The organism is Thermophagus xiamenensis (assembly GCF_900112795.1).
In the GTDB taxonomy this organism is placed as follows: domain Bacteria; phylum Bacteroidota; class Bacteroidia; order Bacteroidales; family Marinilabiliaceae; genus Thermophagus; species Thermophagus xiamenensis.
This window is the reverse complement of record NZ_FONA01000012.1, coordinates 36912-59047: the sequence shown is the minus strand read 5'-3', so window position 1 is coordinate 59047 and position 22136 is coordinate 36912. Positions and strand designations below refer to the sequence as shown.

At 37.4% G+C, this 22136-nt stretch carries 18 protein-coding genes and 1 riboswitch; of the genes, 10 read left to right on the top strand and 8 right to left on the bottom strand.

The window, feature by feature from the left end:
- Nucleotides 1–397: 397 nt before the first annotated feature.
- Nucleotides 398–1459 (bottom strand): DUF2027 domain-containing protein, encoded by a 1062-nt coding sequence (locus tag BM130_RS08745; protein WP_010527403.1) that lies wholly within the window; start codon nucleotides 1457–1459, stop codon nucleotides 398–400.
- Between the two features lie 239 nt (nucleotides 1460–1698).
- Between BM130_RS08745 and BM130_RS08740 the strand changes: the two genes are divergently transcribed.
- Entirely contained in the window at nucleotides 1699–2904 is a 1206-nt protein-coding gene (locus BM130_RS08740; RefSeq protein WP_010527404.1) for an S-adenosylmethionine:tRNA ribosyltransferase-isomerase, read from the top strand.
- Here the strand turns inward: BM130_RS08740 and BM130_RS08735 are convergent.
- Complete coding sequence (locus BM130_RS08735) at nucleotides 2890–3096, bottom strand: (2Fe-2S)-binding protein (protein WP_010527405.1); 207 nt, start codon at nucleotides 3094–3096, stop codon at nucleotides 2890–2892. The genes BM130_RS08740 and BM130_RS08735 overlap by 15 nt on opposite strands.
- Before the next feature lie 1131 nt (nucleotides 3097–4227).
- Here BM130_RS08735 and BM130_RS08730 point away from each other — a divergent pair.
- From BM130_RS08730 to BM130_RS08695, 8 genes are all read left to right on the top strand, one after another.
- A complete protein-coding gene (locus BM130_RS08730) occupies nucleotides 4228–5223 on the top strand; it encodes an AAA family ATPase (protein WP_010527406.1) in 996 nt (331 codons plus the stop codon).
- A 176-nt stretch (nucleotides 5224–5399) separates the two neighbouring features.
- Nucleotides 5400–6269 (top strand): DUF58 domain-containing protein, encoded by an 870-nt coding sequence (locus BM130_RS08725; protein ID WP_010527407.1) that lies wholly within the window; start codon nucleotides 5400–5402, stop codon nucleotides 6267–6269.
- Nucleotide 6270: 1 nt separating this feature from the next.
- Entirely contained in the window at nucleotides 6271–7311 is a 1041-nt protein-coding gene (locus BM130_RS08720) for a hypothetical protein (RefSeq protein WP_010527408.1), read from the top strand.
- Between the two features lie 6 nt (nucleotides 7312–7317).
- Nucleotides 7318–8307: a vWA domain-containing protein gene (locus BM130_RS08715; protein WP_010527409.1), complete on the top strand. Its 990-nt coding sequence runs from the start codon at nucleotides 7318–7320 to the stop codon at nucleotides 8305–8307.
- Between the two features lie 36 nt (nucleotides 8308–8343).
- On the top strand, nucleotides 8344–9399 hold the full coding sequence (locus tag BM130_RS08710) for a VWA domain-containing protein (protein WP_010527410.1): 1056 nt from the start codon (nucleotides 8344–8346) through the stop codon (nucleotides 9397–9399).
- Between the two features lie 99 nt (nucleotides 9400–9498).
- Entirely contained in the window at nucleotides 9499–10230 is a 732-nt protein-coding gene (locus BM130_RS08705; protein WP_010527411.1) for a tetratricopeptide repeat protein, read from the top strand.
- 83 nt (nucleotides 10231–10313) lie between these two features.
- A complete protein-coding gene (locus BM130_RS08700; protein ID WP_010527412.1) occupies nucleotides 10314–12257 on the top strand; it encodes a BatD family protein in 1944 nt (647 codons plus the stop codon).
- A gap of 55 nt (nucleotides 12258–12312) precedes the next feature.
- Complete coding sequence (locus BM130_RS08695; RefSeq protein ID WP_029626573.1) at nucleotides 12313–13065, top strand: tetratricopeptide repeat protein; 753 nt, start codon at nucleotides 12313–12315, stop codon at nucleotides 13063–13065.
- A 354-nt stretch (nucleotides 13066–13419) separates the two neighbouring features.
- Here the strand turns inward: BM130_RS08695 and htpG are convergent, their stop codons facing one another.
- The 5 genes from htpG to BM130_RS08670 form a co-directional block, all read right to left on the bottom strand.
- The gene (gene htpG, locus BM130_RS08690) at nucleotides 13420–15474 is read right to left on the bottom strand and encodes a molecular chaperone HtpG (protein ID WP_010527414.1); all 2055 of its coding nucleotides are present in this window, start codon (nucleotides 15472–15474) and stop codon (nucleotides 13420–13422) included.
- A 114-nt stretch (nucleotides 15475–15588) separates the two neighbouring features.
- Nucleotides 15589–16617 carry an ABC transporter ATP-binding protein gene (locus BM130_RS08685; RefSeq protein ID WP_010527415.1) on the bottom strand — a complete coding sequence of 343 codons (1029 nt, stop codon included), beginning with the start codon at nucleotides 16615–16617 and terminating at the stop codon, nucleotides 15589–15591.
- A 192-nt stretch (nucleotides 16618–16809) separates the two neighbouring features.
- Nucleotides 16810–17880 (bottom strand): iron chelate uptake ABC transporter family permease subunit, encoded by a 1071-nt coding sequence (locus BM130_RS08680; protein ID WP_010527416.1) that lies wholly within the window; start codon nucleotides 17878–17880, stop codon nucleotides 16810–16812.
- A 4-nt stretch (nucleotides 17881–17884) separates the two neighbouring features.
- Entirely contained in the window at nucleotides 17885–19015 is a 1131-nt protein-coding gene (locus BM130_RS08675; protein ID WP_010527417.1) for a TroA family protein, read from the bottom strand.
- Between the two features lie 48 nt (nucleotides 19016–19063).
- Nucleotides 19064–19296, bottom strand: a riboswitch (cobalamin riboswitch).
- A gap of 34 nt (nucleotides 19297–19330) precedes the next feature.
- Complete coding sequence (locus BM130_RS08670; protein ID WP_010527418.1) at nucleotides 19331–20539, bottom strand: hypothetical protein; 1209 nt, start codon at nucleotides 20537–20539, stop codon at nucleotides 19331–19333.
- Between the two features lie 77 nt (nucleotides 20540–20616).
- Between BM130_RS08670 and BM130_RS08665 the strand changes: the two genes are divergently transcribed.
- Nucleotides 20617–20832, top strand: a complete 216-nt coding sequence (locus tag BM130_RS08665; protein ID WP_010527419.1) for a DUF6132 family protein — start codon at nucleotides 20617–20619, stop codon at nucleotides 20830–20832.
- A gap of 172 nt (nucleotides 20833–21004) precedes the next feature.
- Here the strand turns inward: BM130_RS08665 and tdh are convergent, their stop codons facing one another.
- On the bottom strand, nucleotides 21005–22036 hold the full coding sequence (gene tdh, locus BM130_RS08660) for an L-threonine 3-dehydrogenase (RefSeq protein ID WP_237706122.1): 1032 nt from the start codon (nucleotides 22034–22036) through the stop codon (nucleotides 21005–21007).
- Nucleotides 22037–22136 lie beyond the last annotated feature (100 nt).

Below are 22136 nucleotides of genomic sequence, written 5' to 3'. Positions count from 1 at the left end.
CATTAGTGCATTAAGGGCTGTACATTAAATATAATTAACACTAAAACAATTACATAAGTAAATTTTGTACGGATAAAACGAGCATGGCGGCTGTTGCCACAAAAGGACATGTATAAAAGACAAAGGCAGAAGTGCACAGGCAGAAGGCAGAAGAAGTGATTAGTCATTAGTTAACAAGTGGTTAGTATAAAATAACTAACGACTAACCACTAACGACTACTTATAAGAAGCAGTGTATCAACGAAGTAAGTAAATTTATACGAATGAAAAATAAAGAAACAACAATTAAATTCCTAAAAAAAGTTCTGCCCAATAGGGAAACCTGCACAAATATAATGGCGGTTTGGCCTGATGGGCATTAAAAAGAAAAAACAGATTGAATATTTAACCTAAAGTGCTAAATAATCACCAGGGTAGCACCATATCCATATTCTCTGAAGGAAGCATCCTGGAAGCTGTGTTTTTTATATCTGGTATTTAACTGACGCCGAATCTCATGTTTCAAAGTTCCATTACCAACACCATGAATAAAAACAATTTTTTGTCCCTTAATTTTTTGATACTCCTCCATTACTTCATGAAATTTATCCAATTGAATTTTAAGCATTTCTGAATTGGATAACCCTCGGGTATCATCCAATAGCTCATGAATATGTAGGTCAACTTCAATAATATCAGGTCGTTTTTGCTTTTTTGAAGAAACCGTTTTCTCAGTTTTAGCTTCTTTTTCCTTAATGATTTGCTGTGTCTCTTTTTTCGATAAACTTTCCAACCTTCGTTCAAGTTCATTCTTAATAACAGAAATTAGAACCGCTTTCCTATCAAAAAAATCATTGCTTTTAAAGGCATTGTCTCGGAAAAATTTATTGGCACGGATTTTAATCAACTCATTTACCGGTTCGAAAAGTCGGAACGGTTTATCTTTTCTAAACAAAATCAATTGCACGTGCCAGTTAACATCCATATTTGCGGCTGAAAATGCCTGAATAAATTCTTTAGTGTTAGGATGAATAGCCCCACTAAATAGTTCTTGAGCCAAACCGTTTTCACCGGTTTCTGTAATGAGATAAAAACAATAAAAGTTACTATCATTAACTAGATAAAAATCAACTTTTTGCTCATTATCTCCAGGGTTTGTCGGAGTAAATGCCAAATAAAATCTTGGATTAAAATCGTCATGCCGAGGGTCAATATATGGTAATTCTTCTTCTGACGATTCGGGATGAGAAATTGTAGAATTATCGTTACTTACAGTATCCGGTGCCGTAGTCTCAACCTGGGGTCTATTATCTTCGGCTTTGCGTTCAACTACTACCACCTCTGATACCGGAACGGGAACTTCAAAACCTATTTCATCGATAACATAAACCACCTTACCATCGATGCGTGTAACTTCCCCTCCCCCTACATCATTCAAAAATCTAACTTTATCGCCTGGTCTAATATCTTTTTTCTTCATAAAAGTTTTACTTTACTTAAAGATGCAAAGGTAAAAAAAACACCCGACCGTTTAAACAATCCGTGCATTTACTCCAGTTTCCCGAAAATCCCTAAATTTGTCGTTTTGTTGAAAATTAAATTTTTAGAAAGGTGGTCAATAAGGTTTTTAAAATCCGACAACCCGTATAAAATTTGAATAGTTTTTCACCAAAGGGTCTCTGTCATAAAACAATTATAATTTTTATAAATCATTTAAGAATGGACATTTCCATTAAAAACTTTGATTACGACTTACCGGAAGAAAGAATTGCCAAATATCCTCTTCCCGAACGTGACCAATCAAAATTATTATATTATAAAGAAGGAAAAATCAGTGACCATGTATTTTCCCAATTACCTGAGCTGCTGCCGGCTAATACGATGATGATTTTTAATAACACTAAGGTTATAAGGGCACGACTACCGTTTAAAAAATCGACCGGAGCCCGGATAGAAATTTTTTGCCTTGAACCCATCGAACCTTTTGAATTAACCTCGGCTTTTGCACAAAATAAAGAGGTCGTCTGGAATTGCATGGTAGGCAACCTTAAAAAATGGAAAGAAGGACCCCTGGAAACAATAATTCAAAACGGACAAGCGCCAATACACCTGTCAGCGGAAAAAGTAAATAAAACTCAGGAAGGTTTTGCCATTCGCTTTAAATGGAATAACCCGAACTTTACTTTCTCCGAACTGATGGACTACATGGGTAAAACCCCCATTCCACCATATCTGAATCGAGATTCAGAAGAAATTGATACCGTACGTTATCAAACCGTTTATTCAAAAGAAAAAGGGTCGGTAGCAGCCCCAACCGCAGGACTACATTTTACTGACAATGTAATTAACCGAATGAAAAAAAACGGGGTTTCGATACAAACCCTCACCTTGCATGTGGGTGCAGGAACTTTCCGTCCGGTTAAAAGCGAAAATGTTGCCGACCATGAGATGCACACTGAACATTTCCGGATTTCCCTGGAAACATTAAAAAATATTCAAAGGCACAAAGGAATTAGAATAGCAGTGGGCACCACCTCTCTTAGAACTTTGGAGTCACTTTATTGGGCCGGTGTCTTATGCCACTTAAATCAACCTTTTCACCACATAGGTCAATGGACCCCTTATCATTTAAAAAGCAACCTTCGCTTTGAAGAAGCATTGGAAAACCTCATTGAATCGACAGAAAGGAGTGGAAAGACTCATTTCGAAGGGTCCACAGCAATCATCATTGCACCGGGTTATCAAATAAAATCCATTGATGCTATAGTGACCAATTTTCACCAACCCAAAAGTACGTTATTATTACTCATTGCCGCTTTGGTGGGCGATGAATGGAAGAGAATCTATTCCCATGCCTTAAAAAATAATTACCGATTTCTCAGCTATGGTGACTCGTCACTTCTGTGGAAATCATCCCTTCTCTGATGTTCGCTTTCGCAACTCTTCTTCGAGGATAGCTTCAATGTCAGCGGCGCAGGAACCACAAACGGTAGCGGCATCGGTTTCGTCTTGTATTTCATCAAAGGTGCTTAAATTTTTCTCACGAATGGCTCTTACAATATCCTTTTTCGTTAGCTGAAGATGCCGACATACAAAATCATTATTTTCGAAATCCATCGTCTTTTATTTTTTTACAAAACTAATGTAAAACATGGATACGAAAAAATCTTCAGACTTGATGAATAAAATTAAGTTTTCAACCCGATTCAATAAATACCTCTAAACCATTAAATGGGTATTGTTGCTTTCTTTTTCTTCATACCCACAGACCCGTTAAATAAGGATAACCACCCTTCACGCAATCATATAATTGATAAATTACCCTTCTGCCTTTGTCTTTTAATACAAGCTCTTTTATGGCAAAGGTTGCCATGCCCGTTTCAGTTATTTACAATTCATCTAAATTATTGTTTCTATTCAATTTAAACTTTATATCGGGGTCATTTATGGTGGGCAACCCCTTTATTCCGCTAAATATCATCAATCTGTAAAATTATAAATAGCGATTCCCGTTTATTCTTATTACCCTGGTTCAATACTTTAAAGGATTAAAGCCATCTTATTTGAATGATTAAAAATATATCCTTAGAAGGATATGGTATTGATGATGGGAATCATTCCCCCTATATCCTCTAAAGGATATGGTATTAGTGATTATAATCATTTACTCTATATCCTCTAAAGGATATGATGTTTGTGATGGTAATCATTTACCCTATATCCTCTAAAGGACATAATGTTTGTGATGGTAATCATTTACTCTATATCCTTAGAAGGATATGATATTGGTGATTATAATCATTTACCCTATATCCTCTAAAGGACATAATGTTTGTGATGGTAATCATTTACCCTATATCCTTAGAAGGAAATGATATTGGTGATTATAATCATTTACCCTATATCCTCTAAAGGACATAATGTTTGTGATGGTAATCATTTACTCTATATCCTTAGAAGGATATGGTATTGATAATGGTAATCATTTACTGTTATTCCTTAGAAGGATTGAATTCATCAAAACAAAATTGTCAATACCCTGTAAAGGTTATAGGCAGGGTCTTCATTACACTAACAATTCATAGTTTTATATTTTTGTGATGAACTATAGTTAAATTGAAACGGTAAGCCAAATAATTTTAAAAATGACATTTTTCCAATGTACATCCTCTTATTGGAACAATTTTTGATAATTTAGACGCGGTTTTGACATATTTCTTCACATAGAAAATCAAAAAACATAATCACATGGACCAAACGGTAAATATTAAAGAACTTAATGAACGCATAAAAGAAGAGAGTTCATTCGTCGATTTGTTAACGATAGAAATGAACAAAGTTATAGTTGGTCAGAAGCATCTTGTAGAAAGTTTGCTTATAGGCCTGTTGTCGGATGGGCACATTTTATTGGAAGGCGTTCCGGGACTTGCCAAAACATTAGCTATCACTACACTTTCAAAAGTAGTAAATGCCCGGTTCAGTCGTATTCAGTTTACGCCCGACCTGCTTCCTGCCGACTTGTTGGGAACCATGATATACAGTCAAAAAAATGAAGAATTTGTTGTAAAAAAAGGTCCTATCTTCACCAACTTTGTTCTGGCCGATGAGATTAACAGAGCACCCGCCAAAGTGCAAAGTGCACTCTTGGAAGCCATGCAGGAACGGCAAGTAACCATAGGTGACAATACCTATCCCCTACCCAATCCGTTTTTGGTTATGGCCACCCAAAACCCCATTGAGCAAGAAGGAACCTATCCTTTACCCGAAGCCCAGGTGGACCGTTTCATGCTTAAAGTGATTATCGATTATCCGCAAAAAGCCGAAGAGCAGCTAATTATTCGTCACAACCTGGCGCAACAATTTCCCGAAGCTAACAGCATAATAAAACCTGATGATATCATAAGAGCCCGAAAGGTAGTCAAAGATGTTTACATGGATGAAAAAATTGAAAAATACATCGTTGACATCGTTTTTGCCACTCGTTTCCCTGAACAATATGGACTCGATAAATATAAAGATATGATTTCCTACGGGGGTTCACCTCGTGCCAGCATCAGTCTTTCCTTAGCCTCTAAAGCTTATGCCTTTATTAAACGCAGAGGTTATGTAATTCCTGAAGATGTTCGTGCCGTTTGTTATGATGTTCTTAGACACCGGATTGGCCTCTCTTATGAAGCTGAAGCCAATAATCTTACCACTGAAGATATAATCAGTGAAATATTGAACACCGTAGAAGTGCCCTAATACAATTTATTATTTAGTGATAAGCCTACAGAGCTTAGGTGTCATGAATGATAAAAATTTATTGGTATATGTGGCCAATGTTGCCATATTGGTTTCATTTATGATTACAAAATCAGGCATAACAAAATTAAAGGGTTATACCGCATGTAATCAGGTCACCTGTTAAATTTAAGGGAATGACTGAAACAACAGACATTTTAAAACGTGTACGACAGATAGAAATTAAAACCCGAGGGCTCTCAAATAACATTTTTGCCGGAGAGTATCATTCCGCCTTTAAAGGAAGAGGAATGATGTTTAGCGAAGTTCGGGAATATCAATATGGCGATGACATACGAAACATTGATTGGAACGTAACGGCCCGCTTTCATCACCCTTATGTTAAGGTTTTCGAAGAAGAACGCGAACTAACGGTTATGTTATTAATTGATGTTTCGGGCTCTCGAGAATTTGGAACCACATGGCGATTCAAAAAAAATGTCATCACCGAAATGGCGGCCGTCCTGGCTTTCTCGGCCATTCAAAACAACGACAAAATAGGCGTAATCTTTTTTTCGGACCATATTGAAAAATTCATTCCACCCAAAAAGGGACGTAAACACATTCTCTATATTATTCGGGAACTTATAGGTTTTAAACCCGAAAGTCGAGGAACAAACATTTCAGAAGCGTTACGTTATCTCACTAACGCAATTCGAAAACGTTGTACCGCCTTTATCATCTCCGACTTTATGGATGATAATTTTGAGGATTCGTTAAAAATTGCAAACCATAAACATGATGTGGTAGCACTTAGAGTTTACGACCCTCGTGAAACGGAAATTCCCAATATTGGATTTGTTAAACTCAAAGACGCAGAAACCGGGAACTACACCTGGATTAATACCGCTAATAAAAAAACGCGTGAAGCTTATAAAGAATGGTGGCGAAAAAACGAGCAAAGGTTACAAAATGCCTTCTCAAAAAGCGGTGTTGACAATGTGGCAGTTCCCACTAATGAAGACTATGTTAAAGCACTCATTTCACTCTTTAAAAAGCGAGCATAAGATGGGGCAAAATTCTTTTTCTAAACATATATCTACATTCTTAGCGCTCATTTCTATATTGTTCTGGAGTTCCCCAAGCAATATTATTGCGCAGAATTATTCCGTATCGGCCACCCCTGATTCTACGCTTATGCTGATTGGTGGTCAGATGAATCTTACTTTAGAAGTAGCACAACCCAAAGGGTTACGCGTTATTTTTCCGCAGTTCGGGGATACTATCACTAAAGATATAGAAATAGTTGAAAAATGGGACCCGGATACAACAGACCTCGGCAATGACCGAATCTCTGTAAAACAAATCCTTAGAATTACTTCTTTCGACAGTGGACTACACTATATCCCACCGATAGAATTTGAATTGGCAACTGAACAAGCCAGGCAAATTAAAAAAACAAACCCCATAGGGTTAATGGTGGTAAATCCGTTTGAAGAAGTTGACCCACAAAAAGGTATTGCTGATATCAAAGGCCCCGTCAATACCCCGTTTAAGTTATCCGAATTGTATCGCTTTTTGCCGTGGATTTTAGGTGGTTTGTTACTGGCCATCCTCATTGCAGCCGCAATCTATTTCTATGTTAAACGGAAAAACCCAATAAAAGCATTCATCAAAGAAAAACCCAAAGAGCCGGCGCATGTGGTTGCCCTGAAAGAACTCGACCATCTGAAAGACGAAAAACTATGGCAAAAAGGGAAGGTCAAAGAATTTCATTCAACCCTTACAGATATTTTAAGAAAGTATCTTCAGGATAGATATGGAATCCCTGCCTTAGAACAAATTACCCCGGAAATAATGAATTCACTATCGAAAGTGGATTTACCCGATGATAAAATTGCTGATCGGTTAAAACAAGTTCTGGAATTGGCAGACCTGGTAAAATTTGCAAAAATGGAACCCCTGCCCGACGAAAATGACCTTTCGCTAATGAATGCCTATTTTTTCGTTAACCAAACCAAATTTGAGGAACAAACCCTCTCTGAAGAAGAAACCGATAAAGAAAAAAGTACCAATAGTACAGAAAAAGTTGAACCACAACAACCTTAAAAAGGAATGAACTATACATTTCAACATCCGCATTTCTTTTTCCTGCTTCTATTACTATTGCCAATTATTGGCTGGTATATATGGAAGCACAGGGAACTTAATGCTTCATTGCAGATATCTTCACTGAAAGGATTTTCAACAATAAGAAAATCCAAAAAAACATATCTCAGGCATCTTCCCTTTGTACTAAGATGCCTTACATTTATATTACTGATTATTGCACTGGCCCGACCACAATCGTCCAATAAATTAAGAGAAGTAACCACCGAAGGAATTGACATAATGGTATCGCTGGATATTTCGGGCAGTATGCAGGCCATGGATTTCAAACCCAATCGTTTGGAAGCTGCAAAAGATGTGGCTATAGAATTCATATCCGGCCGCCCCAACGATAAAATGGGCCTGGTAATATTTGCAGCCGAAAGCTTTACACAATGTCCTTTAACCATAGACCATGCCGCTTTAATAAATCTAATTCAGGATGTAAACTTTGGGATGCTCGAAGATGGAACCGCCATTGGGATGGGCCTTTCTACAGCTATCAGCCGGATAAAAGACAGTGATGCCAAAAGCAAAGTAATCATTCTGTTAACCGATGGTGTAAATAACAGAGGTGAAATTCATCCACTTACCGCCGCTGAAATGGCCAAAACTTTTGGTATACGCGTCTACACCATCGGAGTGGGAAGTATTGGAACGGCACCTTTCCCTGTAAATACCGTTTTTGGCCGGCAAATTCAACAAATGGAAGTAAAAATTGATGAAGAGATGTTGAAAGAAATTGCTTCTATGACTGGCGGTGAATATTTCCGTGCCACCAACAAAAATAAGCTTAAGGAAATTTATGAAAAGATTGATCAAATGGAAAAAACCAAAATACAAGTAAAGGAATACACCAAACGCAAGGAAGAATTCATTCCTTTTGCTTTGGCAGCCTTAGTACTTTTATTAACCGAAATCGTTTTGAGGAACACGATTCTGAGAAATTTGCCCTGATTAATCGGCAATAACAACATAAAAAAACAATATTATATGTTTCGATTTGGACATCCGGAATATTTATATTTGTTGGTCATAATCCCTGTTTTAGCCTTTTTACAGCTAATATTTCAGCACCAACGAAAGAAAAAATTAAAAAGATTTGGCAACCTGGAATTGATCAGCCATTTAATGCCTGATATATCGTATGTGCGTCCGGTTGTTAAATTTTATTTGCTTTTACTGGCATTGGCAGGATTAATTATAACATTAGCCTCACCACAATTTGGTACAAAACTTGAAACGGTTAAGCGCAAGGGGATAGAGCTCATTATAGCACTGGATGTGTCGAACAGTATGAATGCCACTGATGTTCAACCAAGCCGGTTGGCACGTGCAAAGCTGGCCATTGAACGGTTGGCCGATAAAATGGTCAATGACCGAATTGGCCTCATTGTTTTTGCCGGAGAGGCTTACGTACAATTACCCATTACCTCGGATTACGCGTCGGCCAAGCTGTTTTTATCGGGTATTAGTACCGATATGGTTCCCACCCAGGGAACGGCCATTGGCGCTGCCATTAGACTGGCAACCAAATCATTTTCCCAACAGGAGGGCATTAACCGCGCCATAGTTATCATTACCGATGGTGAAAACCATGAAGATGACGCTATTGTTGCAGCTAAAGAAGCAATTGAAAAAGGCATTAAGGTTTATACTGTGGGAATGGGAAGTCCGGAAGGTGCGCCAATTCCTGTTAGCCCCAATAAATTAAATACTTTTATGAAAGACAATGAAGGTAATGTGGTTATCACCAAAATGAACCCTGCATTGTTAAGAGAAATTGCCGAAGCTGCAGATGGCAAATATATTCCGGCCAATAATCTTAGAGCCGGTATTAACGATTTGATTGACGAATTAGGGGGGCTGAAAAAAAGTGAAATTGAATCAAAAGTTTATACGGATTATGATGACAAGTTTCAATATCCGGCAGCATTAGTTATTTTAATACTACTTATTGAATTAATCATACTTGAACGAAAAAACAAATTATTAAAAAATATTGATCTTTTTACTGTTGAGGAACGTGGTCAAAAAGAAGAGATATAAACTATTTTTTCAGGAATAAATCAGTATAACCATATTTTGTCAAACTTTATTAAGCCCAAAGCTTATTGTAAGAGACAAACGTTAGAAAAAAGTTTTGTCATGAGGTTAAAATTAATAATAGTCCTGTTTTTACTCACCCTTATGGGCATTAACTTGCCGGCACAAAATGAACGTCGGTTTATTCGAAACGGGCATGATTATTATGAAGATGAAAAATATGTGGAATCCGAAATTGAATTCAGGAAAGCCCTCGAAAAGAACCCGGAAAGCTTTGAAGGGCGCTTCAACCTGGGTGATGCCCTCTTTAAGCAAAATAAAATAGATGAGGCATTGGAACAATTTCAGGCAATAAGAAATAGTACGGATGACAAGGAAAAAATTTCGGATGTTTACCACAATATCGGAAATGCCTTTTTTGCCAAACAACAATACGATAAAAGTATCGAAGCATACAAAGAAGCTCTAAGATACGATCCTGACGATAATGAAACCAGATACAATCTCATTGCAGCAATGAAAATGCTGCAGAACCAACAACAAAATCAAAACCAGGACCAAAATCAGGATCAACAAGAACAGCAACAAAATCAACAGCAGCAACAAGACCAACAGAATCAACAAGATCAACAGAATCAACAGGAACAACAAGACCAACAGAATCAACAAGACCAACAGCAAGGTCAACAGAATCAGCAACAGCAACAACAGCAAATTTCTAAAGAAGATGCAGAACGTATTCTGAAGTCAATTGATGAAGATGAAGCCAAGTTGCAGGAAAAAATAAAAAAAGCAAAACAACAGCAGCAGAAAAGCATTGAAAAAAACTGGTAACATTGGTATCATTTTTTATTTTGGACCGTTAAAAATAACCTTAAAGTCTATCACTGAAATCATTTGTTTGGTATAAAAAAGTTATGAACCATTATTATACAATAAATAGCTTTAAAACTTATTTTCAAGGAATCATAAAAAGCCTGCAGTATTTCAATCCCTTAAAACAAAAAATAAGTAAAGGGAGGTATGGCTTACTTTTAATTCTAAGTGTGCTAAGCATCTCTAAAGTCTTTGCACAAGATATAGAATTTAAAGCGACAGCACCTAATGCAGTAGTGCAAGGCCAAAAATTTCAACTGGTTTACTCAGTGAACGGCGAAGGTGAAGATTTACGGGTTCCTGACATGTCGCCATTCACCATTCTTATGGGGCCTACCATGTCGCAACGCTCTTCGATTCAAATCATTAACGGCAAAGTAAGTCGTGAACAGGAGTATTCCTATACATATATTTTGAAATCGGATCAAATCGGCACTTTTACCATTCCTCCCGCTACTATAGAAGTAGATGGTAAAAAATATCAATCTAATAGTCTTTCCATAAAGGTAATAAAGGCGGAAAATCAATCGGCCGCTGCACAACAAGGCTCATCAGGTGGAACTACCACAGGCATTGTTGGTAACGAAGATCTTTTTATTACAATGCAGGCCAATAAAAAGAGTGTATATCAAAATCAACCCATTTTGGTAACCACTAAAATATACACAAGAGTGAATCTAGAGGGCATTTCGGATATTCAATACCCTTCATTTAGAAGTTTTATTGCTGAAGACCTGTCCGGAAATGATAATATTGATTGGACGCTGGAAAATATAAATGGCAGAACCTACAGGGTTGGCACTTACAATCAAAAAATTCTTTTCCCCCAAAGGAGCGGGACCCTGAAAATTGAACCCATTTCAATTGAATTTTTAGTACGAATAAGAAATACCAGACAATCGTCAAATATTTTTGACAGCTTTTTTGATACATACCGTACTGTAAAGAAAACGGTTTCATCTAAAGAATTAACCATCAATGTAAAACCGTTGCCGCAACCTCAACCTGACAATTTTTCGGGTTTTGTTGGTTCACTTAATATGTCGGTCACGGTTTCACAAAAAAACGCAAAGGTTAATGATGGAATAACCGTAAAAACAGTATTGAGCGGGACTGGCAATTTAAAAGTTGCAGGAGATCCTAAATTTTCTTTTCCGCCCGACTTTGATGTATTTGACCCCAGTACTTCCTCTAATCTTTCAACTACATACCAGGGGCATAAAGGAACCAAAACATATGAACAACTAATTATACCCCGATATCCCGGCACCTATGAGTTATCGTCGCTGGAATATGTGTATTTCGATCCTTCTGCCGGCAAATATAAAACTTTGAAAAGTGACCCAATTGTTATTCAGGTAGAAGGTGGAGATGAACAGGCTCGTGAAGGTGGGTCCAACGTATCCGGCGGACCGGCCAGAACAACTAGTCGTGAAAGCGTAAAGTTATTAGGACAAGATATACGATACATAAAAACCAGGTCTGATAAATTAAAACCAACTCAAACATTCTTTTTGGGTTCCTGGAAATTTTATCTTGGGTATATTATTCCATTAATTTTATTCATTATTATTTCAATTATCTACCGGCAAAAAATCAAAGAAAATGCTAACATACAACTCAAAAAAACAAAAAGAGCTAACAAGTTAGCCCAAAAACGTCTTAAGAATGCTGCAAAACATCTAAAATCAGGCAACAATGAAGCCTTCTTCGAAGAACTTTCGAAGGGTTTATGGGGATATCTTAGCGATAAACTGGTTATTCCCGTTGCAGACCTGACACGAGACAATGTTCGTGAAGAACTTATTGCACACGGTGCCCATACCGATACAATTGATCAGTTATTAGATATTCTCGACACTTGTGAATATGCACGTTATGCCCCATCAGGCACCGAGGGTGAAAAAGAAAATCTTTATAAAAAAGCCGTTTCGGTTATTAGCCGATTAGAAAGAAATGTTAAGAAGAAAGTAAAAGGAGCGTGACAGGTGTAGTTTTCTAAATTAATGGATAAATTTAATGAACAAAGATTATAGACTCATGAGAACCAAAATATTAACATTGACATTATTTTTTGGGATTGGAATAGTTCTTTTCGCCCAGGATAATCGCTTTGAACAAGGGAATGAATATTATTCGCAAAGCGAGTACGAAAAAGCAATAGAAATGTATCAAAGCATATTACAGTCGGGTCTTGAAAGTGCAGCCGTATATTATAATCTGGGAAATGCCTTTTATAAATCCGGCAAATTACCCGAAGCCATTCTTAACTACGAACGTGCATTACTACTTTCACCTCAGGACAACGACATTCGATATAATTTAGAATTAGCCTATGAGCAAACAGCTGATAAAATTGATAAAATTGAACTTTTCTTTCTCACCAAATGGTTTACCAGCATAAGAAATTTAAACGATTCAGATGGCTGGGCAATATATTCCATAGTAACGTTTATAATTTTCCTGATAGGTGCCGGATTTTATCTGTTTGGGAAAAACTCAGGCACAAAAAAAGTGGCTTTTTCGGCTGCCATAATTTTCCTGCTTTCTACAATAACCTTTTATGGTTTCTCATCATATCAAAAAGATAAATTGGTGAACCGTACTCACGCCATTATTTTTACCCCCACGGTAAATATAAAAAGTTCGCCCGACCAGAGTGGAACCAATTTATTTGTATTACACCAAGGAACCAAAGTAGAACTAATATCTAAACTAGGTGAATGGTGGAATATCAGATTGGAAGATGGCAATGAAGGCTGGATTCATGAATCGGATATTGAAATAATATAGAATACGTATAGATACAACTTTAATACCTTCAAAAGGGTTCAATGCCGGTAAAGTATTCCTTCGTTTTGAAGCCCGAAATACTTCCGTGATTCTCTAAAAATAGTGAATCAAATTTTTCGATATTAAAGATTGAATTAAAATCTGAAATCTTTTACATTATACAACTTCAGTAAAGGTTAAAGTTAGAAATCTTACCCCAAACCAAGCAGATAAAAATAAAAAAGGCTGCCGGAATGGTTAATCTCAAAATCCGATTCATTATTAAAACCATCCCGGCAGTCTTTGGTATTTTACAACACTTCAATCAAACTACAAAATACTACAGTTATGCAGTCAAGCCTTTGGCCGGAGGATTTAAATCAACTCCAAACTTCTTTGAACAAAACGGCTCAAGGCTTCACCCTTCAACATATTATTTGAAAGAAGTGCCAAATCTATAAGTTGGGAAACCAGTTTATTTTTCGCTGCATAATCGCTCAACACATCATCCTTTTGTTTCCTAAGTTCACTAATTTGCTTTTCCACATCCTGAAGTTCCTCTTTTTGAGCTTGAGGTATTTCTTCTTCTTTCTTCCCTTCTTTAGCTTTCTCAAGTTCCGACTTGCGGGTTTCTAAATTTTTAATTTTATCTCTCAACTCATTAGCTTTTTCCCCTACTTCTTTCTCACAATCATCGGCAATCCGGCGGATGAGTTTATGATTTCCATTAACCACAAGGTTATAACTGTCGGGCATATCGCCATAAAACATCATTGGTCCACCCCCGGTTTGGCTCATATCTTTCATCCGTCTCATAAACTCCTGTTGAGTAATCATAACAGGCTTATCATTCTCATCCAAAGCTTCGAATGCGACAATAAAGTTAGCATTGTTTATATTGGGTGTTTGCGATTTAAATAGTTGCGTCAAATTATCTTTTTCTGCTTCGGTTAATTTTAACTCATTCTTTTCTTCCTTAGGAATGAGTTTTTCAGGAACGTCACTATCGACCCTCACAAACCGGGCTTTATCAAACTTTTGTTCCAAATGATTTATAAAGTGAGTATCCAGCTGACCATCCATTAACAGAACATCATAACCTTTATTTTTGGCCGCCTCAATGAAAGAATACTGATCTTCTTTATTGGTGGCATACAGATAAACCAGTTGCTTGTCCTTATCGGTTTGAAGGTCTTTAATAATGTTTTTATACTCTTCGAAAGTAAAATATTTGCCCTCGGTATTTTTCAACAATGCAAATTTTTGAGCACGTTCATAAAATTTCTCATCGGTGAGCATTCCGTACTCAATAAATATCTTCAGGTCGTCCCATTTCTCTTCAAAAGACTTTCTTTCATTTCGGAAAATCTCATCCAACCTGTCGGCAACCTTTTTGGTAATATGGCTTGAGATTTTCTTTACGTTAGAATCGCTCTGAAGATAAGACCTTGAAACATTTAACGGGATGTCAGGCGAGTCGATAACACCATGCAGAAGTGTAAGAAATTCAGGGACAATGCCTTCTACCGAATCGGTGACATAGACCTGATTGCAATAGAGTTGAATCTTATTTTTCTGTATTTCAATATTGTTTCTAATCTTGGGGAAGTAAAGAATCCCTGTAAGATTAAAAGGATAATCAACATTCAGATGTATATTAAACAAGGGATCTTCAGCCATTGGGTAAAGGCTGTGATAAAACTTCTTGTAATCGTCCTCTTTCAGGCCGGAAGGAGTTTGCGTCCACAATGGTTTCGTTTCGTTAACGATATTGTCTTCATCGGTTTCCACTTCTTTTCCATCTTCCCACTTCGTTTTTTTCCCGATAGCAATAGGGATGGGCAAAAAGCGGCAATACTTTTTCAGAAGTCTTTCAATCTCATTCTTATCGGCAAATTGCTTGTTTTCATCATCAATAAAGAGCACAATATCAGTTCCCCGCTCCTTCTTGTCAATCTCTTCGATAGAATATTCGGGACTTCCGTCACACTCCCACTTTACAGCCTGAGCTCCTTCTTTATACGATAATGTATGAATTTCAACCTTCTTGGAAACCATGAAAGCAGAGTAAAAGCCCAATCCGAAGTGCCCAATAATGGCATTGGCATCTTTTTTATATTTTTCCAGGAAATCGTTGGCACCGGAAAACGCAACCTGATTGATGTACTTATCAATCTCTTCAGCTGTCATTCCCACCCCTCGGTCCGAAATGGTAATGGTTTTCTTTTTTTCATCAACGGCAATGCGTATGGTTGTGTCTCCCAACTCACCCTTGAAATCGCCCAATCGGGCCAGTGTATTTAGCTTTTGTGTGGCATCAACAGCATTGGAGACCAATTCACGAAGAAAGATCTCATGATCGGAATAAAGATATTTCTTAATTATTGGAAAGATGTTGTCGGTACTAACACCTATTTTCCCTTTTTGCATAACTCTTTATCGTTTGAATGGATTAAACAAAATTTTCGCCTCTATAAAACAAAGGTTATGCCAAATGAATGCCCGAAACAAGATGCTGACAGATAGGCAGAATATTACCTGTCACTACGAATTATTTTCCTGGTCAATCTGTTCTAACAGGTCTTCAATAGTTCTAAGCTTGTGGGTTTTACCCGAAGGACCTGTTACCAAATATTCCGGTGTTCCATCAGAGCGTATTTCTACCTCAATGTCCGAATAAGAATTATCAGAAGCCTCAAACCCTTTTCGTGCCAAAGCCCGACTCACCCATTTATATTCAATACCTTTACCTATAACACGAATTGATTTGAGATTCCGTTTATCAACCGTAAACTGTCCGGTACTATTATCGAATAAAATCCCTTCCCGCTCAAAAAAACGTCTAAATTCATTAGTAAGGACCAAATCTTCAGGGGTTCCGCTTTCTATTTTTTTCCCTTTGGCTAATAACCAAATTTTATCAGCCATTTGAAGGGCCAAATCAAGGTCGTGCGTTGAAAGTAAAATGCCTTTGTTTCGCTCATGCGAAAGCTTACGTAATAAATTCATGAGTTCAATCCGACTGGGCAGATCTAAAAAGGCAGTAGGCTCATCCAAAACAATCATGGGGGTTTCCTGAACCAGTGCCTTCGCAATTAAAGCTTTCTGCCTCTCTCCATCACTCATTTGGGTAAGTGGTCTGTCTTCAAAGTCATTTAAACCAACTGCAGCTATGGCTTCCTTCACCTTTTTGACATCCCGGCTCTTCATTTGACCAAAAAATCCTGTATATGGAGAGCGTCCTAAAGACACCAAATCAAAAACGGTCATATTGGCAACTTCGATCCGCTCGGTTAAAACCACACTAACTAGCCGTGACATCTCTTTGTTAGAGATGGATGTAACAGGACTGTCGCCTATAAACACATCTCCTCCCAAAGCCGGAATAAAACCGCATAACGTGTGTAGTAAAGTAGATTTCCCGGAACCATTGGGCCCCAGCAAACAGGCAAATTCTCCGGCATTAAGTTTTACATTAATATCGGAATGAAGTACGTGCCTACCCCTTTTCGGATTTTTATACCCTATAGCAAGATCTTTAGTGGATATTAATGGTAGAGAATTTAATGACATGATAATTTATTTCGTACTATTTAGATTATTAATTTAATGGGATTTAATATGAATGTTCAGTCATTGGACCTTATGAATTAGTAGAACCAACACCAATGACTTTCCTTAATCACTAAATTGCTTTTCTGTCTATTCACATTATATATATGTTTTTTTAGGGCAATAGTCGCGATTTTTGGTCCATTACCTTTTCTAAAATCCGGCCTTTCTGAAATTTCTCCTTCTCAAAATAACAGAGAGAACCACAGGCGCTCCAATAATACTGGTAACGGCATTAATAGGCAATCCTCCTTCAAATCCGGGCATCCGCGCAATTAAATTTGAAAATAATGCCACTGCACACCCAAAAAAAATAACTGCCGGCAATAGTATTTTATGGTCCGAGGTTCGTAAAAGCCCTTTGGTTAAATGAGGAACTGCTAATCCCAGAAAAGCTATCGGACCACAAAATGCAGTGATAGTTGCGGTTAGTAATCCTGTAATTAAAATAATTAAAAATTTTGATATCCGAATATTAACGCCAAGATTGCCGGCATACTGTTCGCCTAATAACATCACATTTAAAGGTTTTACCAAAAAAAATGAACCCGTTAACCCCAAAATAACCACGGGAAACAATATCTTCATTTGTGACCAATTAACCGTAGAAAAACTGCCTAAACCCCATATTACATAGGCATGGACATCTTCTCTCATACTGTAAAACTTCAATATACCGACTAAAGCTGAAGCAGCATAACCGACCATAATGCCCACAATTAGCAATACAGCATTATCTTTTATATGGCGCGAAAGAAACAATACCAGCATTAAAACAACCATTGCTCCGGCAAATGCAGCAGCAGCAACTGAAAGATGTCCGGCCAACCCAAACCCACTTAATGCAACGCCACCTATTTTACCGGCAAACATAAGAACAATGGCTACACCTAATCCGGCGCCGGAACTAATACCCAAAATAGATGGACCGGCCAAAGGATTCCTAAATAAAGTTTGCATCTGTAACCCTCCGACAGCCAACCCGGCACCGGCTAGCATGGCAGTTATCGTTTGTGGAAGGCGACTTTTTAATATTATAAAACTCCAACTTTCATTTTCTATGTTACTTCCTATAATTATTTTAAAGATATCCTCTACAGGAATAGAAACAGAGCCCAAAAGAAGGTTGAGCATAAACAAAGAAAATGAAAGTAAAACCAAGATTACAAGCCATATTGTTCGATAGGAACGCTTGGTTAAAGAAGGGACAAAAACTTTTTGCATGGAATCATTCTTTCAACCATTGGAAATAAACAGGTTCATAATCAGGGAAAAGGTTGGGATGAAGATAAAATGCCAAATCTTTTAAAATAACATCCGGTTCAACAATTCCTTTTTCAAAAAATCCGGAATAATTGGAATTACTTACTAATATCCTATCCTTTTTAAAAGCTTCAAAGCCGGCATATCGCTCATCCATCTGCAACAAATCGGACTTATTAAAAGTTCCTTGGTGATTTACGATCAATACCCATATATCACTTGAATGAAAATCATTAAATACCGTCTCAAAATCCAGACCTATAGAACCTGTACCAGCCCTATTCTTATAACGATAATCAGCACCGGCATCCTCAAATAGTTGGGCCATATAACTATCGCCGGCAGGCATATACCACACATCATTATATATATGCCCGGTAAGGATATCGGGTTTAAAGTTAACCGCATTAGCTTTTACGGCAATACTGTTATACTGCCGCTCAATATTCTTAAATTCCCGAATAGCAACCTTTTCCTTATCAAAAAACGCACTAAAAAATATTAGCCATTCAGCCCTTCCTAAGGGCGATGATTCCAGATAACTGCTATCATAAATTAATAGAAACCCTGCATCGAGAAGGGGCGTATATTTGTTATCTTTAAATGGCGCCACGAATACGAATTGTGGTGAAGAGGATAACAAAACCTCTATATCAGGCGAATAGGCCATTCCTATATTTTTAATTTTCCCCTTTCGAAGCCTCTCATGCACATATTGATTGGAAATATATTGAGGTTCAGCCACGCTTCCGAGAGTATTAAGAACACCAATTTTATTGGCAAACTCTATTTGAGTTGAAGAAAAAGCCGACCAATTTTTTACAGGATATCTCAAATAATCCAAATCAGGTGATTTAAATTGTTTAGGACAAGGCCCGGAACCAGCAAGAATGTATTTACCGGGAGCAGTTTCATCCCAAGGGTCAGCAATATAAATCAACTTGAGACTATCATAGTAGTAAATCGAAAAACCTTTAGCATAGGTTGGCTGAAAAACAGAGTCTGGTTGAAAATCAGCAAATAATTTCAGAACAGGATCTTCTGTGTTAGGACTTTGACAAGAAGACAAAAACATTAAGGTCAAAAGACCACTCATCAAAAGATTTTTAAATACCATTACTTTACCTCCCGAAAGTTTAATTGGTTAATCATGGGTATACAGGCAGGTCTTCTGGCTTTCCCGATTGCAACGCCTTCCCGGACTTTATATCCCTAAAGATGAAATTGAACTTAGGAATTTTAATTTATCCAGTGGCCAGTAATGTTGCAACCACAAAATGGGATCACAGCTGCGGGTACAGCTCCGGATTTTCTGTTGTTCAACCAGATCACCGGATTCCCTCTTAGGCAATATGCACCTGTTTCACACGTTTGCAAAATTACAATAATATACTATAACTACAATATTTCTTTATCTGTTTGGATATTCAATACCTTGTAATAAAACCCACTGGCCTTTCCGGTATTCAAGGGCATCATACGTCAAGTCCGGGACATAATAGCTCCTGTATCCCTCATACACAGCATCCATTGGCGACAAATGGTCCATAACTATCTTTTTCTCCCTTTCATCATACTTGAGCATCATACCGGCATTGTTGTTATATTCAAATAATAATCGTTTTTTAAGCCGACCATTAATATTAAATACCGAGGCACCAAAGTTAGGATATCCCTTTTCATTGAAGTATAAAACATCTATCACCCTTAATTTTGAAAAGGCATCCTTCCCATTATACCCAAGAAGGGTATAATAAATATCTTTTTTGTAATGAATTGGGATAACATGGTAATATACGGCACCGTACCAATCGGGGAATTGTAAAGAAGCATATTCGGGTTGAGAAATGTCTCTAAAATTGTCTCTAAGTTGGAATACATTAATTTGTCCCTCACCCTTATTAATGGCAATTTTACCATAAAAATGGTGGTCACCATCCCGTTCTTCTATATTCCAGGTTACTATTTTTAAACCTTCTTTAGGCAACAGCAGAGTTGAAAGGCCGCTAAACCCCGAAAAATCATTAAAAAACAGCTCCGGCTGACTCATCATCAGGCTAAGCCGCTTTTGAATTTTTTCTGAAAGTTGGAAAATGGATTCACTTCCACCACTCCGCAACAAACTTTCCAATAAAATAGCTGTATTAAGGTCGGGAATGTCTAACCACAGCTTGCCTTGAACAAATACTTTCAACCCTACCAATGTATCTTCTGATAAAGGCAACAAATCATAGTTTAAAGTCCATCCTTTGTCCAATGGACGATTAATCTCTCTGGAAAACCCAAATGCTGTTCCAGAATCATTAGATTTGATACAATAAATAAATTTATCAGGCCTTAACTCATAAGACACAACGGTTGCTAAAACAGAAAACTTTGCATCTTCCGAAACCTCAATTTTCCAATCATTCAGTTCCTCTGCATACCGGTTGAGAGCATCGCAATTTTTAACAAATCTTTCAAGAGCACGTAGAAAAGAAATTTCCTTGAAATTTTTTTCATGGTCATCGGCATTTCGGTACTGTTTCCATTCTTCAACAAAAGTATCGGTTTGCTGCCCGGTTACGGGTAGTATCACAAATGAAAACAGGAAAATTACCACAAAAAACCGACAAGACATACACAAACACTTTTAATTATCTATATTTTTAAATATCTTTACATGTCCAACAAATCAAACACTAAAATTAAATCTACATGCAAAAAGAACAGATTAACGAAAGAAATAGCAAAGAAAACAAAAAAATGTCAAGGATGTTTAGAATGGCCTTGGGAATTGCACTTGGCGGTATTTTAGGTTATGCCTATTATTACTTTATAGGATGTAATTCAGGCAGTTGCCCCATCACTAGTAATCCATGGAACAGCACAATTACGGGCATGGTTTTGGGCTTGATTTGGACAATAAAATAAATTGAAATTAACCTTAAATTTAGTTTTTTAGTGGCTAGTCAATAATCCCCGGTGTAACCTACACTATTGATAATTGACTAACCACTAAAAACTTCTTTTGCCTGCGTACTTCTGCCTTTTTCTTTTATACATGTCCTTTTGTGGCAAAAGTTGCCATGCTCGTTTCATGCAATTATTCCCAATTTAAAATGACCTTACCGCAATCACCTTTCTCCATAATATCAAATCCTTTTTGGAACTCGTCTACAGGAAAACGATGGGTAATAATGGGCGAAACATCCAAACCTGACATCAGCATCTGTTCCATTTGATACCACGTTTCGAACATTTCTCTGCCATAAATCCCTTTTAGCATCAATCCTTTAAAAATAATGGTATTCCAGTCAACAACTGTAGAAGAGGGTAAAATGCCAAGCAAGGAAATCTTCCCGGAATTATACATATGAGCCAGCATTTGATTAAAAGCTTTCTCTGAGCCTGAACATTCCAATCCTATGTCAAAACCAATCATTCCCAACTCACGAACTACTTCTGCAAGGTCTTCCTTCAAAGGATTAACAACTCTGGTAGCCCCCATTTTCCGCGCAATCTCGGCTCGATATTCATTCATTTCCGTTGCAACAACATACCTTGCACCGGCAAATTTGGCCACTGCCACACACATGCTTCCGATAAGTCCGGCACCGGTAACCAAAACATCCTCACCAATAAGAGGAAACGAAAGCGCTGTATGAGTAGCATTTCCCAGAGGGTCCATAATAGCCACAACATCATCGGGTATTTGGGAATTAATTTTCATAACATTATTTGAGGGGACCCTGACATATTCGGCAAAAGCCCCGTTGATATTAACTCCAATGCCAACTGTTCTCTCACAAATATGCTGACGGCCACGACGACAGTTACGACAGTGTCCGCAGGAAATATGTCCTTCCCCGGTAACCCTATCCCCTTCTTTAACATTTTTCACCTCTGACCCGACTGCTGCAACATAACCTACATATTCATGTCCTATTATCAATGGTGTTTTAATGGTCTTTTGTGCCCACTCATCCCATTTATAAATATGTAAATCGGTTCCACAAATAGAACTTTTTGTTACATTAATTATAACATCATTATGACCCGGTTCGGGAATAGGGACTTCTTCCATCCAAATTCCTTTTTCAGGTTTTTGTTTTACCAGCGCTTTCATTGTTTTCATAAACTTAATGTATTTAATAGTTTATATTGTGCATGAATATTTAAAACCAACAGGCCTATTGACCTAATAGCCCAAATATCCTTCACAGCCAGCTTTCACC

What these genes read in the sequence shown, in the direction of transcription:
- BM130_RS08700 (WP_010527412.1), top strand. Translation starts at nt 10,314, where the DNA reads ATGAACCATTATTATACAATAAATAGCTTTAAAACTTATTTTCAAGGA.
- BM130_RS08670 (WP_010527418.1), bottom strand. Translation starts at nt 20,539, where the DNA reads ATGTCTTGTCGGTTTTTTGTGGTAATTTTCCTGTTTTCATTTGTGATA.
- tdh (WP_237706122.1), bottom strand. Translation starts at nt 22,036, where the DNA reads ATGAAAACAATGAAAGCGCTGGTAAAACAAAAACCTGAAAAAGGAATT.
- BM130_RS08735 (WP_010527405.1), bottom strand. Translation starts at nt 3,096, where the DNA reads ATGGATTTCGAAAATAATGATTTTGTATGTCGGCATCTTCAGCTAACG.
- BM130_RS08695 (WP_029626573.1), top strand. Translation starts at nt 12,313, where the DNA reads ATGAGAACCAAAATATTAACATTGACATTATTTTTTGGGATTGGAATA.
- BM130_RS08685 (WP_010527415.1), bottom strand. Translation starts at nt 16,617, where the DNA reads ATGTCATTAAATTCTCTACCATTAATATCCACTAAAGATCTTGCTATA.
- BM130_RS08725 (WP_010527407.1), top strand. Translation starts at nt 5,400, where the DNA reads ATGACTGAAACAACAGACATTTTAAAACGTGTACGACAGATAGAAATT.
- htpG (WP_010527414.1), bottom strand. Translation starts at nt 15,474, where the DNA reads ATGCAAAAAGGGAAAATAGGTGTTAGTACCGACAACATCTTTCCAATA.
- BM130_RS08680 (WP_010527416.1), bottom strand. Translation starts at nt 17,880, where the DNA reads ATGCAAAAAGTTTTTGTCCCTTCTTTAACCAAGCGTTCCTATCGAACA.
- BM130_RS08745 (WP_010527403.1), bottom strand. Translation starts at nt 1,459, where the DNA reads ATGAAGAAAAAAGATATTAGACCAGGCGATAAAGTTAGATTTTTGAAT.
- BM130_RS08740 (WP_010527404.1), top strand. Translation starts at nt 1,699, where the DNA reads ATGGACATTTCCATTAAAAACTTTGATTACGACTTACCGGAAGAAAGA.
- BM130_RS08665 (WP_010527419.1), top strand. Translation starts at nt 20,617, where the DNA reads ATGCAAAAAGAACAGATTAACGAAAGAAATAGCAAAGAAAACAAAAAA.
- BM130_RS08710 (WP_010527410.1), top strand. Translation starts at nt 8,344, where the DNA reads ATGTTTCGATTTGGACATCCGGAATATTTATATTTGTTGGTCATAATC.
- BM130_RS08675 (WP_010527417.1), bottom strand. Translation starts at nt 19,015, where the DNA reads ATGAGTGGTCTTTTGACCTTAATGTTTTTGTCTTCTTGTCAAAGTCCT.
- BM130_RS08730 (WP_010527406.1), top strand. Translation starts at nt 4,228, where the DNA reads ATGGACCAAACGGTAAATATTAAAGAACTTAATGAACGCATAAAAGAA.
- BM130_RS08705 (WP_010527411.1), top strand. Translation starts at nt 9,499, where the DNA reads ATGAGGTTAAAATTAATAATAGTCCTGTTTTTACTCACCCTTATGGGC.
- BM130_RS08720 (WP_010527408.1), top strand. Translation starts at nt 6,271, where the DNA reads ATGGGGCAAAATTCTTTTTCTAAACATATATCTACATTCTTAGCGCTC.
- BM130_RS08715 (WP_010527409.1), top strand. Translation starts at nt 7,318, where the DNA reads ATGAACTATACATTTCAACATCCGCATTTCTTTTTCCTGCTTCTATTA.